General features: G+C 75.0%; 13 protein-coding genes. 10 read left to right on the forward strand and 3 right to left on the reverse strand.

The annotated features are described in order from the left end of the window. The first annotated feature begins 65 nt into the window (after window positions 1-65). Entirely contained in the window at window positions 66-788 is a 723-nt protein-coding gene (locus tag ACI8AK_RS19160; protein WP_387989656.1) for an HAD family hydrolase, read from the forward strand. 4 nt (window positions 789-792) lie between these two features. Here ACI8AK_RS19160 and ACI8AK_RS19165 read toward each other — a convergent pair whose 3' ends face one another. Then, entirely contained in the window at window positions 793-1971 is a 1179-nt protein-coding gene (locus ACI8AK_RS19165; RefSeq protein ID WP_456957552.1) for an amidohydrolase family protein, read from the reverse strand. Between the two features lie 249 nt (window positions 1972-2220). Continuing rightward, window positions 2221-3168, reverse strand: coding sequence for a RecB family exonuclease (locus ACI8AK_RS19170; RefSeq protein ID WP_456957554.1), 948 nt, complete (start codon window positions 3166-3168; stop codon window positions 2221-2223). Between the two features lie 86 nt (window positions 3169-3254). Between ACI8AK_RS19170 and ACI8AK_RS19175 the strand changes: the two genes are divergently transcribed. Together ACI8AK_RS19175 and arc are read left to right on the forward strand one after the other, a co-directional pair. After that, window positions 3255-4190 carry a tRNA (adenine-N1)-methyltransferase gene (locus ACI8AK_RS19175; protein ID WP_456957556.1) on the forward strand — a complete coding sequence of 312 codons (936 nt, stop codon included), beginning with the start codon at window positions 3255-3257 and terminating at the stop codon, window positions 4188-4190. A 100-nt stretch (window positions 4191-4290) separates the two neighbouring features. After that, a complete protein-coding gene (gene arc / locus ACI8AK_RS19180) occupies window positions 4291-6072 on the forward strand; it encodes a proteasome ATPase (RefSeq protein WP_387989665.1) in 1782 nt (593 codons plus the stop codon). A gap of 58 nt (window positions 6073-6130) precedes the next feature. Here the strand turns inward: arc and ACI8AK_RS19185 are convergent, their stop codons facing one another. After that, window positions 6131-6988, reverse strand: coding sequence for a hypothetical protein (locus ACI8AK_RS19185; RefSeq protein ID WP_456957559.1), 858 nt, complete (start codon window positions 6986-6988; stop codon window positions 6131-6133). Window positions 6989-7031: 43 nt separating this feature from the next. On the opposite strand from ACI8AK_RS19185, the gene dop reads away from it, so the two are divergent. The 7 genes from dop to pafA all read left to right on the forward strand — a co-directional run bounded on the left by dop (window position 7032) and on the right by pafA (window position 13908). After that, the gene (gene dop / locus ACI8AK_RS19190) at window positions 7032-8537 is read left to right on the forward strand and encodes a depupylase/deamidase Dop (RefSeq protein ID WP_456957561.1); all 1506 of its coding nucleotides are present in this window, start codon (window positions 7032-7034) and stop codon (window positions 8535-8537) included. Next, window positions 8537-9520 (forward strand): acyl-CoA dehydrogenase family protein, encoded by a 984-nt coding sequence (locus ACI8AK_RS19195; protein ID WP_456903012.1) that lies wholly within the window; start codon window positions 8537-8539, stop codon window positions 9518-9520. The genes dop and ACI8AK_RS19195 overlap by 1 nt, the downstream gene beginning before the upstream one ends. A gap of 72 nt (window positions 9521-9592) precedes the next feature. Beyond that, a complete protein-coding gene (locus tag ACI8AK_RS19200) occupies window positions 9593-9802 on the forward strand; it encodes a ubiquitin-like protein Pup (protein ID WP_456957563.1) in 210 nt (69 codons plus the stop codon). 217 nt (window positions 9803-10019) lie between these two features. Next, window positions 10020-10598 carry an endonuclease VII domain-containing protein gene (locus ACI8AK_RS19205; protein WP_456957565.1) on the forward strand — a complete coding sequence of 193 codons (579 nt, stop codon included), beginning with the start codon at window positions 10020-10022 and terminating at the stop codon, window positions 10596-10598. 136 nt (window positions 10599-10734) lie between these two features. Continuing rightward, complete coding sequence (gene prcB / locus ACI8AK_RS19210; RefSeq protein WP_387989681.1) at window positions 10735-11577, forward strand: proteasome subunit beta; 843 nt, start codon at window positions 10735-10737, stop codon at window positions 11575-11577. 5 nt (window positions 11578-11582) lie between these two features. After that, window positions 11583-12485, forward strand: a complete 903-nt coding sequence (gene prcA, locus ACI8AK_RS19215) for a proteasome subunit alpha (RefSeq protein ID WP_387989684.1) — start codon at window positions 11583-11585, stop codon at window positions 12483-12485. 64 nt (window positions 12486-12549) lie between these two features. After that, window positions 12550-13908, forward strand: coding sequence for a Pup--protein ligase (gene pafA / locus ACI8AK_RS19220; RefSeq protein ID WP_387989687.1), 1359 nt, complete (start codon window positions 12550-12552; stop codon window positions 13906-13908). Window positions 13909-14076 lie beyond the last annotated feature (168 nt).

A 14076-nucleotide genomic window follows, 5' to 3' on the forward strand; every position in this document is an offset into this window, starting at 1 on the left:
GGGACACTGGGGACGTCGGCCGGCGCGGGCCGTCGCACCCCTGCCGTCTGCCCGAGAGACCTGCCGTGATCCTCCCTGAACCCGACACCCGATCCGCCCTGCGCGCGGTGCTCTTCGACATGGACGGCACGCTGGTGGAGTCCGAGCAGCACTGGGGACACGCCCTGTTCGCCCTCGCCCGGCGCCTGGGCGGTGAGCTGAGCGCCGCCGCCCGCGAGGCCACCGTCGGCACCAGCATGGCGACGTCGATGCGGATCCTGCAGGCCGACCTCGGGATCGAGCGCACCGCCGAGCAGACCCGCGCGGACGTCGCCTGGGTGGAGGAGACCGTCGCCGGCCTGCTCGCCACCGACCTGCACTGGCGGCCCGGCGCACGCGAGCTGCTGGCCGAGGTGCGCGCCGCCGCGCTGCCCACGGCCCTGGTGACGACGACGCCGCGCCGCCTGGCCGACGTGGTCATCGCGCACGTCGAGGGCGCGTTCCCGGACGTGCCGCCGTTCGACCTCACCGTCTGCGGCGACGAGGTGCCCGCCCGCAAGCCCGACCCGGCGCCCTACCTGCAGGCCGCCGCCGCGCTCGGCGTGGACCCGGCGGACTGCGTCGTCGTCGAGGACTCCGCGGCCGGGGTGGCCGCCGGGCTGGCCGCGGGCGCGACCGTCCTCGGCGTGCCCGCGCTGCAGCCGCTGGAGCCCGCGCCGGGCCTGGTGCTGCGCGACACGCTGGCCGGCGTCGGGCTCGCCGACCTGGAGGGGCTGCTGCTCGGGCGGGACACCGCGCCGCGCCGCTGACCCCTCAGCCGGCCGGCACGACCTCCCGGCCGCGGGAGACCACTACCCGCACCCGCGCCAGCGCGGCCACGTCCACGGTGGGGTCGCCGTCGACCAGCAGCAGGTCGGCGTCCAGGCCGGGCGCCAGCCGCCCGGTGCGCCCGCCGAGGCCGCAGGCGGCGGCCGCCACGGAGGTCGCCGTCGCCAGCGCCTCGGGAGCGGGCACCCCGCCGTCGGCGAGCGAGGCGACGGCCCGCGGCAGGAGCCCGTGCGGCTTGCCCGGGGCGATGCCGCAGTCGACGCCGCTGACGACCCGGACGCCGGCGCGGTGCAGGCGGGCCGCGTCGGCGGCGCGCGCCTGCTCGGTCATGTCCAGCCGGTCGATGAGCTCCTGCACCCGGGGCGGCGGCACCGCGCCCTCGGCCAGGCCCAGCGTCGGGCAGACGGCGGTGCCCGCGCGGGCCAGCTGCTCCGCCAGCGCCGGCGGGACGCCCCAGCCGGTGGCGGTCAGGCACGAGCAGTGCTCGATGCCGTCGACGCCGGCGCCCAGCACCTGCCGGACGGCGGTCAGCGCGTGCGCGTGCGCGGTGACCGGCAGCCCCAGCCGGTGCGCCTCCTCGACGACGGCGCGCACCTCGGCGGCGCTGAACTGGCAGGCGGCCATGTCGGTGCCCGCGGTCATCGCCCCGCCGCTGGCCATCAGCTTGACGACGTCCGCGCCCCGCTCGGCGCGCTCGCGGACCGCGGCCCGCAACGCCTCGGCGCCCCGGACCTCGCCGCCCATGCCCGCGCAGTGGCCGGCGGGGCAGGTGAGCGGCGGGCCCGCCGCGACCACGGTGGGGCCGTCGGCCGGTGCCCGCTCGACCACCGCCCAGCCGACGTCGCCGAGGTCGCGCACCGCCGTGACCCCGGCGGCCAGGTGCTGCCGGAGGGCGGCGGCCACGATCGCGTCCACCTGCGCCGGCTCCAGCTCGGGGAGCTGGTCGAGGGCGCGGGGGCCGCTGTCGCCGCAGAGGTGCACGTGCGTGTCGACCAGGCCCGGCAGCAGCGTCGTCCCGGGCAGCGCGGTCACGGGGACGCCGTCGGGCGGGGCGGCCCCGGCGGGCTCGACGGCGACGATCCGGCCGTCGTCGACCAGCACCAGGGCCCCGTCGCGCAGCACCCGCTCGCCGTCGAAGGCGTGGTCGGCCCGGTAGCCGCGCATGCCGGCCTCCTGGATGGCGGGGACGCCGACGCTAGGACCGGGCGCGCCGTCCGGTCGACGGGGACCGGCGCGTCTCGCTCCGCCGCGCCGCTCCCGTCCGTCGACCGTTATCCCCAACTTCCGGACCGACCTGCCGGCCGGCGCCATGGCGGCGGAGCGACGACCGGCGGGGGCCTGCCCGCGCCGGTGTCCCGCGATCGTCCCCACGGGCCGGGCCGGCAGGAGCGGCCCGGTGCCGGGGCGGGAGCGTCAGTCGCGCTCGACGATCGGCAGCGTCGCCCAGCCGGCCCGGGCGGCGGCCTCGGCGGGGAAGGGCGGGGGAGTGCCGCCGAAGGAGGGGCACAGCGCCTGGTGGTCGCACCAGTCGCACAGCCGCGTGCGGTTGGGCCGGAAGTCGCCGGTGGCCACCGCCCGCTCGATCGCCGCCCAGATCGCCAGCAGCGTCCGCTCGAAGCGGACGAGCTCGGCCTCCTCGGGGGCGTAGGTCAGCGCGTCGCCGTCGCCGAGGTAGATGAGCTTGAGCTGGGAGGCCACCACGCCGCGGGTGCGCCACAGCACCAGCGCGTAGAACTTCATCTGGAACAGGGCCTTGGACTCGAACGCCTCGCGCGGCATCGAGCCGGTCTTGTAGTCGACGACCCGCAGCGCGCCGTTGCGGGCGACGTCGAGCCGGTCGACGTACCCGCGCAGCAGCAGCCCGTCGGGCAGCGTCACCTCGACCAGCTGCTCGCGCCCCTCCGGCTGGATGCGGGTGGGGTCCTCGAGGGTGAAGTAGGTCTCCACCAGCTTCCCGGCCGAGTCCAGCCAGGCCTCCAGCGACGGCGGCTCCGCCCCGTCCTCGCCGGCGGTGAACAGCGCCTCGACCTCGGGGTCGGCGCGCAGCTCGTCCCACGCCGGCGCCACCAGCCCGCGGGCCGCCTCGACGGTCCGCTCGGCCGGCGGCAGGTCGTAGAGCCGCTCCAGGACCGCGTGCACCAGCGTGCCGCGCACCGCCGCGGCGCTCTTCCTCTCCGGCAGCCGGTCGATGGTGCGGAAGCGGTAGAGCAGCGGGCAGGTCTTGAAGTCCGCCGCGCGGCTGGGCGACAGCGAGGGCCGGCGCGGCGCCTTCGCCCCGTCGGGGGCCCGCTCGCCGCCGTCGGACGCCGTGCCGGGGAAGACCGTGCCGCTGCGTGCCGGGTCCTGCGCCACTGCCGTCATGCGTCCGACGCTACGACGCTCCTCCGACAGTTCCGAGCGCCCGCGCCGGACGGACCCGTCCCGCCGCTGGCCTAGGCTGGCCGCCCGTGGAACCGCAGCCCGAGCCCAGCCAGAACGCGACGAGCGCCGCCCCCGCCGCCGGGCCGCTGCCCGCGGACACCAGCGCGGACGAGGAGCAGCCGGCCGCCGTCACCGCCCGCGTGCCGGGCGCCTTCGCCGCCGGCGACCGGGTGCAGCTCACCGACCCCAAGGGCCGGCTGCACACCGTCGTCCTCGAGCCCGGCAAGCAGTTCCACACCCACCGCGGCGCCATCGCCCACGACGACCTCATCGGCGCGCCGGAGGGCTCGGTCGTGCACTCCACGGCCAACACCGGCTACCTGGCGTTCCGGCCCCTGCTGGCCGACTTCGTGCTGTCCATGCCGCGCGGCGCCCAGGTCATCTACCCCAAGGACGCCGCGCAGATCGTCGGCAGCGGGGACATCGGGCCCGGGATGCGGGTCCTCGAGGCCGGCGCCGGGTCGGGCGCGCTCACCTGCTCGCTGCTGCGCGCCGTCGGCGCGTCGGGCCGGGTCACCAGCTACGAGCGGCGCGAGGACTTCGCCGACGTCGCCCGCGGCAACGTCGGCGCCTTCTTCGGCGGCGTGCCGGACACCTGGGACCTGCGCCTGGGCGACCTCGCCGACCACCCCGCCGACGAGGTCGTCGACCGGGTGGTCCTGGACATGCTCGAGCCGTGGGCGGTGCTGCCCACCGTGGCCGCGGCGCTGCGGCCCGGCGGCGTCCTCGTCGGCTACGTGGCGACGGTCACCCAGCTGTCCACCTACGTGGAGGCGCTGCGCGCGCAGGGCGTGTGGACCGAGCCCTACGCGTGGGAGTCGCTGGTCCGCCCGTGGCACGCCGTCGGCCTCGCGGTGCGCCCCGAGCACCGCATGGTCGCGCACACCGCGTTCCTCGTGACCGCCCGCCGGCTGGCCGAGGGCGTGGTCGCTCCGGTCCGCCAGCGGCGCCCCCAGAAGTAGCCCCGCCGGGGGGAGTCGCGCCCCGGCGAGTGCCCGGCACGGTGTCGGCAGGCGTGTATAGATTTGCCTCCTGGCTCCCCCCGATGTGCGGAGGTGCGCGATGGGCCCCGGTCCTGTCAGCGGTCCCGACGAGTTCCGAGCGCGGCGCGAACGTGACGTCTCCGCCCTGCTCTCCCAGATCTCCTACCTCGAGGAGGAGATCGGTCTCCTGCGCCGCAAGGTGGCCGACAGCCCCCGGCAGGTGCGGGCGCTCGAGGAGCGGATCGCCGAGGCGGAGGGCCGCGCGGCCTTCCTCTCCGAGCGCAACGACAAGCTCGCCGGCACCCTGCGCGAGGCCCGCGAGCAGCTGCTCACGCTCAAGGAGGAGATCGACCGGCTCGGTCAGCCGCCGTCGGGCTACGGGGTCTACCTCGGGCGGCACGACGACGGCACGGTCGACGTCTTCACCGGCGGCCGCAAGCTGCGCGTCTCGGTGTCCCCGGCCGTCGAGGCCGAGGAGCTGCGGCCCGGCCAGGAGGTCATGCTCAACGAGGCGATGAACGTCGTCGAGGCGCTCGGCTACGAGAAGCAGGGCGACGTCGTCATGCTCAAGGAGCTGCTGGAGCCGATCGACGGCGTGACGCCGCGGGCCCTGGTCATCGGCCACACCGACGAGGAGCGGGTGGTCTACCTGGCCGACTCGCTCACCGGCCAGCCGCTGCGGGTCGGCGACTCGCTGCTGCTGGAGTCGCGGTCGGGCTACGTGTACGAGCGGATCCCCAAGAGCGAGGTCGAGGAGCTCGTCCTCGAGGAGGTCCCCGACATCGACTACTCCGACATCGGCGGCCTGGCCCGGCAGATCGAGCAGATCCGCGACGCCGTCGAGCTGCCGTTCCTGCACGCGGACCTGTTCCGCGAGTACGAGCTGCGCCCGCCGAAGGGCATCCTGCTCTACGGCCCGCCCGGCTGCGGCAAGACGCTCATCGCCAAGGCGGTGGCCAACTCGCTGGCCAAGAAGGTCTCCGCGGTGAAGGGGGAGGGGCAGGCCAAGTCCTACTTCCTCAACATCAAGGGCCCGGAGCTGCTCAACAAGTACGTCGGGGAGACCGAGCGGCACATCCGGCTGGTGTTCCAGCGGGCCCGGGAGAAGGCCAGCGAGGGCACCCCGGTCATCGTGTTCTTCGACGAGATGGACTCGATCTTCCGCACCCGCGGGTCGGGCGTGTCCTCCGACGTCGAGTCGACGATCGTCCCGCAGCTGCTCAGCGAGATCGACGGCGTCGAGGGCCTGGAGAACGTCATCGTCATCGGCGCCTCCAACCGCGAGGACATGATCGACCCGGCGATCCTGCGGCCCGGCCGGCTGGACGTGAAGATCAAGATCGAGCGGCCCGACGCCGAGGCCGCGCGCGACATCTTCAGCAAGTACCTGACGCCGACGCTGCCCATCCACGCCGACGACCTCGCCGAGAACGGCGGCAGCGCCGAGGCCACCATCCAGGCGATGATCCAGCGCACCGTCGAGCGGATGTACACCGAGAGCGAGGAGAACCGCTTCCTCGAGGTCACCTACGCCAACGGGGACAAGGAGGTCCTGTACTTCAAGGACTTCAACTCCGGCGCCATGCTGCAGAACATCGTCGACCGGGCCAAGAAGATGGCCATCAAGGAGAACCTGGAGACGGGGACGGCGGGCCTGCGGGTCGGCCACCTGATGCAGGCCTGCGTCGACGAGTTCAAGGAGAACGAGGACCTGCCCAACACCACCAACCCCGACGACTGGGCGCGGATCTCGGGCAAGAAGGGCGAGCGGATCGTCTACATCCGCACGCTGATCAGCGGCAAGGGCAGCGACTCCGGCCGCGCCATCGACACCGCGACCAACACCGGCCAGTACCTGTAGTCCGGCCCGGCCGCCGGTGGCCCGGCTCCCCGTCGCGGGAGCCGGGCCACCGGCGCGGTCAGCCCAGCCGGGCGGCCAGCGCGCGCAGGTGCGCCCCGCCGGCGGCCTCGTAGGCGGCACCCGGCACCGTGCGCACCGGATACGGCCGGTGGAGCGGCGCCCGGGGGCCGACGTCGACGTGGACGACGTCGAACCCGAGGCCGTGCAGGTGGTCGGCCATCGCGTAGTCGGTGGCGGAGTCCCCGACGGTGTGCCAGAGCCGGGGGAGGGGCCCGTCGGCCCGCAGCAGCTCCAGCGCGCGTCGGGCTCCGCGGGCCTTGCCCGCGAGCACCGACTCCACGTCGGTCGCGATCACCGACGGGTCGATCCGCCACGCCGTCCGGCCCGCCGCGTCGGGGTGGTCGCGGTCGCCCAGCCGCACGCCGAGTCCCGCGGTCACCAGGGCGGCGAACAGGTCGGCGTCGAAGGCCCGCTGCCGCTCGGCGTAGACGGCGGCGGGGACGTCGGTGCGCGCCTCCACCGTGGCCATCGTCCGCTTGGTGTCGTCGAGGAACACCGCGTCGCCGTAGCCGTCGCCCACCAGGTCGGCGAGCAGGGCGCGGCACACGTCGGGGACGGCGAGGGCGGGGTCGACGTGGACCTCGCCCGCCCCGTCCGGGCCTGCCGACGTCCAGACGCCGCCCTTCTCGCAGACCGCGTGCAGCCGGGCCCCGCCCGGCAGGCCGGCCGCGGCCAGCGGCGCCAGGACGCGCTCGCCGACGAACTCCGCCGACCGGCCGGTGTTGAGCACCACGGGGACGCCCGCGGCCAGCAGCGCCCGCAGGTCCTCCAGCAGCGCCGGGGCGACCGTCCGGGTCACCGGGCTGGCGACCGGGCCGTCGACGTCGAGCAGCAGGCCCAGGGGTGGCGGTGTCACCCGGTCATCCTCGCGTCCGGCGACCGCGGCCTAGGCTCGGGGCATGAGCGTCCGGCGGGTCATGGGCACCGAGGTGGAGTACGGCATCTCGGTGCCCGGTCAGCCCACCGCCAACCCGACCACCCTGTCCAGCCAGGTGGTCAACGCCTGGGCCGTCGCCGACGCCCCGACCCGCCGCCGCCCGCGCTGGGACTTCGAGGAGGAGTCGCCGCTGCGCGACGCCCGCGGCTTCGACCTGTCCCCGGCGCAGGCGCTGGACCACACCGACCTCGACGAGGACTCGGGGATGGCCAACGTCATCCTCACCAACGGCGCCCGGCTCTACGTCGACCACGCGCACCCGGAGTACTCGACGCCGGAGGTCACCAACCCGCGCGACGTCGTCCTCTGGGACAAGGCGGGGGAGCGGGTGATGGCCGAGGCGGCCCGCCGGGCCGCGCGCATCCCCGGCACCCAGCCGATCCAGCTGTACAAGAACAACACCGACGGCAAGGGCGCCAGCTACGGCGCGCACGAGAACTACCTGATGGACCGGCGGACGCCGTTCATCGACATCATCCGCGGCCTGATCCCGTTCTTCGTGACCCGGCAGGTGTTCGCCGGCGCCGGCCGCGTGGGCATCGGCACCGAGGGCCGCACCCAGGGCTTCCAGATCTCCTCCCGGGCGGACTTCTTCGAGGTCGAGGTGGGCCTGGAGACGACGCTCAAGCGGCCGATCATCAACACCCGCGACGAGCCGCACGCCAACCCCGACGAGTACCGCCGCCTGCACGTGATCATCGGCGACGCCAACCTCGCCGAGCTGTCGACCTACCTCAAGGTCGGGACGACGTCGCTGGTGCTGGCGATGATCGAGGCGCGGGCGCTGCGCGAGGACCTCTCGCTCGAGGAGCCGGTCGCCACGCTGCAGGCGGTCAGCCACGACCCGTCGCTGGCCACGCAGGTGCGGCTGCGCGACGGGCGGCGGATGACCGCGCTCGACCTGCAGCGCGTCCACCTCGACCACGCCGAGCGCTTCGTCGACCGGAACGGGGAGGCCGACGGGCAGACCACCGACGTGCTGCGCCGCTGGGCCGAGGTCCTCGACGACCTCGGCACCGACCCGATGCGCCTGGCCGACCGGCTGGACTGGCCGGCCAAGCTGCGGCTGCTGGAGGGCTACCGCTCCCGCGACGGGCTGTCCTGGGGCGACTCGCGGCTGCAGCTGGTGGACCTGCAGTACTCCGACGTCCGCCCCGAGAAGGGGCTCTACCACCGGCTGGTGGCCCGCGGCTCGATGCAGCGGCTGCTCAACGACGACGAGGTGACCCGGGCGATGGTCACCCCGCCGGCCGACACCCGCGCCTTCTTCCGCGGCGAGTGCCTGCGGCGCTTCCCGGCGCAGGTGGCCGCGGCGTCGTGGGACTCGGTGGTGTTCGACCTCGGCCGGGAGAACCTGGTGCGCATCCCGACGATGGAGCCGCTGCGCGGCACCCGCGACCACGTGGGCCTGCTGTTCGAGTCCACGGCGAGCGCGCAGGAGCTGGTCGACACCATCACCGGCTCCTAGTGGCCGCCCCGGTCCAGGTCGCCCGGGCGCTGGCCGAGGACCTGCTCGCGCCCGCGGCCGCCGACGTCGACGCCACCGGCGTGCTCCCGCGCGGCCACCTCGACGCGCTCGCCGCCGCCGGGCTCTACGGCCTGGTGGGGCCCGCGGAGGCCGGCGGCCTGGACGGCGACGGCGCGACGCTGGCGGCCGTGGTCGAGGAGCTGGCCGCCGGCGACCTCGCCACCGCGTTCGTGTGGCTGCAGCACCACGGCGTCGTCGGGCGGCTGGCCGCCTCCGGGGCGCACCCGGAGCTGCTGGCCGGCCTGTGCGCCGGGCGGCGGCGGGCCGGGATCGCGCTGCAGGCCGCGACCCGCCCGGACGCCCCGCCCGTGACGCTGCGCCGGGACGGCGGCGACCTCGTGCTCGACGGCGCGGTGCCGTGGGTGACCGGCTGGGGTCTGGTCGACGTGCTGCTGGTGGCCGCCCGCGACGGCGACGACGTCGCGTTCGTGCTGGCCGACGCGGTGGAGGGGCCGACGCTCGCGGCGGTGCCGCAGCCGCTGGTGGCGGTGCAGGCCAGCGCGACGGTCGAGCTGCACCTGCGCGGCCACCGGGTGCCCGCCGGCCGGCTGCTGGGTGCGACCCCGCTGGCCGAGGTCCGCGCGGGCGACGCGGCCGGGCTGCGGCTCAACGGCTCGCTGGCGCTGGGGCTGGTCAGGCGGTGCGCCCGGCTGGTCGGCCCCTCCCCCCTGGACGACGACCTGGCCGCCGCGCGCGCCCGGCTCGACGCGGCCGGCCCGTGCGAGCTCCCGGAGGCGCGGGCCGCCGCGGCGGCCCTGGCGCACCGGGCGGCCGGGGCGCTGGTGGTGGCGACGGGCAGCGGCGCCGCGCGCGCCGGCTCCGTGGCCGAGCGGACGGCGCGCGAGGCGGTGTTCCTGCTCGTGTTCGGCTCGCGCCCTGCGATCCGCGCGTCGCTGCTGGCGCGGCTGGGCGCGGCTCGCTGAGGCCGCCGGGTGTCGGTACCTGCGGGTAGTTTCGGCAGCAGCACGCACTCGGCGCGCACCAGGGGAGGGCACATGGCCACCAGGGACACCGGCGGGCAGCAGCGGGCCACGCGCACGCGCGAGGAGAGCGACGAGGTCGAGGCCTCGGTCGACACCGAGGTCGCCGAGCGGCACAAGGAGATGTCCGAGGACGTCGACGCCATCCTCGACGAGATCGACGACGTCCTCGAGGAGAACGCCGAGGAGTTCGTTCGCTCGTATGTACAAAAAGGAGGCCAGTGAAAGCCGTTCTCGGCTAGCAGGAACGGCGGCCTGAATGGTCGAGCCGAAGTGGTGTCCAGACTGCGGCGAATCCCGCCCGCTCGACCGGTTCACCCGCGACAGGCGACGAGCGAACGGTCTCGCGTTCTACTGCCGTGACCACGCGAGGGCGAGGTCCCAGGAGTCCAGACGGCGGCGGCTCGGTCCACCGAGCCGCCGCTCTCCGGTTGGTCGGGACGTGCCGGCCGGGGCCAAGTGGTGTCCGGACTGCGACACCGTCAAGCCGATCTCGGAGTTCCCCACGACCACCGCCAACTCGAGCGGTGTGCACTCGTACTGCAAGCCCTGCCACAACGTCCGCGGCAAGGCCTCCAGAGACAAGGTGGGCGGGTCGCGGACCTACCACCTCCAGCGGCGGTACGGCATCACCGCCGAGGAGGCCGACGCGATGCTGGCGGCGCAGGGCGGGCTGTGCGCCATCTGCCGCACGGCACCGGCCGCGCACGTCGACCACGATCACGACACCGGCAGGGTGCGCCAGTTGTTGTGCTTCCACTGCAACGGCGGGCTCGGCCAGTTCAAGGACGACCCGGCGGCGTTGCGGGCTGCAGCCGGGTACGTCGAGCGTCATCGCGCCGCCCCGGCTCCGGCCGATCCTCCGGTGCCTTCCCAGCGCGGGCCGGGGAGACCGCGCCGACCGTCCGACCCCGGCATGCTCGAGACCCGCCGCCGCGGCGCTGGATGCCCCACCCGGGACGTGGTGCGTGCCCGCGTCGCTGCCTTGGTCGCCTCCCTGGAGGGACCGACTGCCAGGTGAGTCCTGCCCCTCCGGAGGGCATCCGGCGCCCCGGGTGGCCCGGCAGTCGCGCCGGTAGGGTCGGCGACGAGCCGCCGCGGCACGTCCGCGGCACGTCGAGGAGCACCCCGCGAGGGGTGCGGAGAGGGTGGACGGGTTGACCCAGTCGCACACCGGCCGGAGCGGCTTCCCGCCCGCCTACCTGGACCGGGTGGGTTCCTCGTTCACCGACTTCCTCGCCCAGGCCGCCCCCGACCTGCTGCCCGGGCGGCGCCCGCTGCCGTCGGTGCACGCCGGCGACCTCACCCCGCACGGCACCACGATCGTCTCCGTCACCTACGACGGCGGCGTCCTCATGGGCGGCGACCGCCGGGCCACCATGGGCAACCTGATCTCCAGCCGCGACATCGAGAAGGTGTACCCGGCCGACACCTGGTCGGTGATCGGCATCGCCGGCGCCGCGGGCATCGCGATCGAGATGGTCCGGCTCTACCAGGTCGAGCTCGAGCACTACGAGAAGATCGAGGGGCTGACCCTCAGCCTCGACGGCAAGGCCAACCGGCTGGCCCAGATGATCCGCGGCAACCTCGGCGCCGCGCTGCAGGGCCTGGCCGTCGTCCCGCTGTTCGCCGGCTTCGACCTCGACGCCGCTCCCGGCGCCAGCCCGGGCCGGATCTTCAGCTACGACGTCACCGGCGGGAACTACGAGGAGCGCGGCTACGCCGCCGTCGGCTCCGGCTCGCTGTTCGCCCGGAACTCGCTGAAGAAGACCTGGCGGCCGGGGCTGAGCGGCGAGGACGCCACCCGCAGCCTGGTCGAGGCCCTCTACGACGCCGCCGACGACGACTCGGCCACCGGCGGCCCCGACCCGGTGCGCCGGCTGTACCCGATCGTCTACCGCGTCGACGCCGAGGGCGCCGTCCGCCTGACCGACGACGAGGTCGCCGCCGTCGCGAAGACCATCGTCGACGAGCGGGCCGCCGCCGAGGGGCAGGGCTGAGCGCCATGACCATGCCGTACTACGCCTCGCCCGAGCAGCTCATGCGCGACCGCTCGGAGTACGCCCGCAAGGGCATCTCCCGCGGCCGCAGCGTCGCCGTCCTCACCTACGCCGACGGCGTGCTGTTCATCGCCGAGAACCCCAGCTCCACGCTGCACAAGGTCGGCGAGATCTACGACCGGATCGGTTTCGCCGCGGTCGGCCGGTACAGCGAGTTCGAGAGCCTGCGGGTGGCCGGCGTGCGCCTGGCCGACGTCCGCGGCTACTCCTACAACCGCCGCGACGTCACCGGCCGGGTCATCGCCAACGCCTACGCGCAGACCCTCGGGGCGATCTTCACCGAGCAGATGAAGCCCTACGAGGTGGAGCTCTGCGTCGCCGAGGTCGGCGAGACCGCCGAGCAGGACCAGCTGTACCGGCTGACCTTCGACGGGTCGGTGGTCGACGAGCCGGACTTCGTGGTCATGGGCGGGCAGGCCGAGGCCGTCACCGGCCGCCTGCGGGAGGACTTCCGCTCCGGCATGGCGCTGCGCGACGCGCTGATGACCGGCGTCCGCGCGCTGTCGGCGTCCAGCCCCGCGATGTCGGGCAACGGCGACGGCGGCCTGCTGCCGGCCGGCCAGCTCGAGGTCGCCGTCCTGGACCGCCGCCGGCCCAAGCGGGCCTTCCGCCGGGTCGTCGGCGCGGCGCTGGGCACCCTGCTCGGCGACCGCAGCGCCGGCGAGGCCGCCCCCGAGGGCACCACTCACGCGCACGTCCCCAGCGCGCCGCAGCCGGGCACCCCGGCCGGCCTCGGCGACCCCGCCGCGCCGGACACCGCCGGCGGCACCGGCGGGTCGGGTGAGGGCAGCGGCCCCCAGCCGGGCCCGGCCGACGGCGTCGGCGGCGGCACCGACGGGGGCAGCTGACCGGCGCCGTCGAAGGGACGCCCGGGAACCGGCCGGAGTCGCATCCGGCGCCTAGGCTCGGTCCGTGGACCGACGGATCTTCGGGATCGAGACCGAGTACGGCGTCACGTGCACCTTCCGCGGGCAGCGGCGGCTGTCCCCGGACGAGGTGGCCCGCTACCTGTTCCGGCGGGTCGTGTCGTGGGGGCGCAGCTCCAACGTGTTCCTGCGCAACGGCTCGCGGCTGTACCTCGACGTCGGCAGCCACCCGGAGTACGCCACCGCCGAGTGCGACGACCTCACCGAGCTCGTCGTCCACGACAAGGCCGGTGAGCGGATCCTCGAGGGCCTGCTGGTCGACGCCGAGCAGCGGCTGGCCGAGGAGGGCGTCACCGGCGACATCTACCTGTTCAAGAACAACACCGACTCGGCGGGCAACAGCTACGGCTGCCACGAGAACTACTGCGTCGGCCGGCACGGGGAGTTCTCCCGGCTGGCCGACGTGCTCATCCCGTTCCTGGTCAGCCGGCAGCTGATCGTCGGCGCGGGCAAGGTGCTGCAGACCCCGCGCGGGGCGATCTACTGCGTCAGCCAGCGCGCCGAGCACATCTGGGAGGGCGTGTCCTCGGCGACCACCCGCTCGCGGCCGATCATCAACACCCGCGACGAGCCGCACGCCGACGCCGAGCGCTACCGGCGGCTGCACGTGATCGTCGGCGACTCGAACATGAACGAGACGACGACGCTGCTCAAGGTCACCATCACCGACCTGGTGCTGCGGATGATCGAGGCCGGCGTGCCGATCCGGGACATGGCGCTGGAGAACCCGATCCGCGCCATCCGGGAGATCAGCCACGACGTCACCGGCCGCCGGAAGGTGCGCCTGGCCAACGGCCGGGAGATGAGCGCGCTGGAGATCCAGGGGGAGTACCACTCGCGCGCCGCGGAGTTCGTCGACCGGGAGGGCTTCGGCCCGGTGCACCGGCAGATGCTGGAGCTGTGGGGGCGGGTGCTCAAGGCCGTCGACACCGAGGACCTCTCGCTCATCGACCGGGAGATCGACTGGGCCACCAAGCTGTCGCTGATCGAGCGGTACCGGGGCAAGCGGGGCCTGTCGCTGTCCTCGCCGCGGGTGGCCCAGATGGACCTGGCCTACCACGACATCTCCCGCCGGCGCGGGCTGTACTACCTGCTCGAGCGCAACGGCCAGGTGGAGCGGGTGGCGCACGAGCCGCGGGTGTTCGAGGCCAAGAACGTGCCGCCGCAGACCACCCGGGCCAAGCTGCGCGGGGAGTTCATCCGCAAGGCCCAGGAGAAGCGGCGCGACTTCACCGTCGACTGGGTGCACCTCAAGCTCAACGACCAGGCCCAGCGCACCGTGCTGTGCAAGGACCCGTTCAAGAGCGTCGACGAGCGCGTGGAGAAGCTCATCGCGTCGATGTGACCGGACACGGGCGCGGGGGGCCGCCGGCGGGGGGGGGGGGGGGGGGGGGGGGGGGGGGGGGGGGGCGGGGGGGCGGCGGGGGGGGGGGGGGGGGGGGGGGGGGGGGGGGGGGGGGGGGGGGGGGGGGGGGGGGGGGGGGGGGGGGGGGGGGGGGGGGGGGGGGGGGGG

It is taken from the genome of Geodermatophilus sp. SYSU D00867 (genome assembly GCF_054050315.1).

Bases quoted from the DNA above. Each gene is read 5' to 3' on its own strand.
- ACI8AK_RS19165 (WP_456957552.1), bottom strand. From the start codon at position 1,971: ATGCGCGGCTACCGGGCCGACCACGCCTTCGACGGCGAGCGGGTGCTG.
- ACI8AK_RS19170 (WP_456957554.1), bottom strand. From the start codon at position 3,168: ATGACGGCAGTGGCGCAGGACCCGGCACGCAGCGGCACGGTCTTCCCC.
- arc (WP_387989665.1), top strand. From the start codon at position 4,291: ATGGGCCCCGGTCCTGTCAGCGGTCCCGACGAGTTCCGAGCGCGGCGC.
- dop (WP_456957561.1), top strand. From the start codon at position 7,032: ATGAGCGTCCGGCGGGTCATGGGCACCGAGGTGGAGTACGGCATCTCG.
- ACI8AK_RS19200 (WP_456957563.1), top strand. From the start codon at position 9,593: ATGGCCACCAGGGACACCGGCGGGCAGCAGCGGGCCACGCGCACGCGC.
- prcA (WP_387989684.1), top strand. From the start codon at position 11,583: ATGACCATGCCGTACTACGCCTCGCCCGAGCAGCTCATGCGCGACCGC.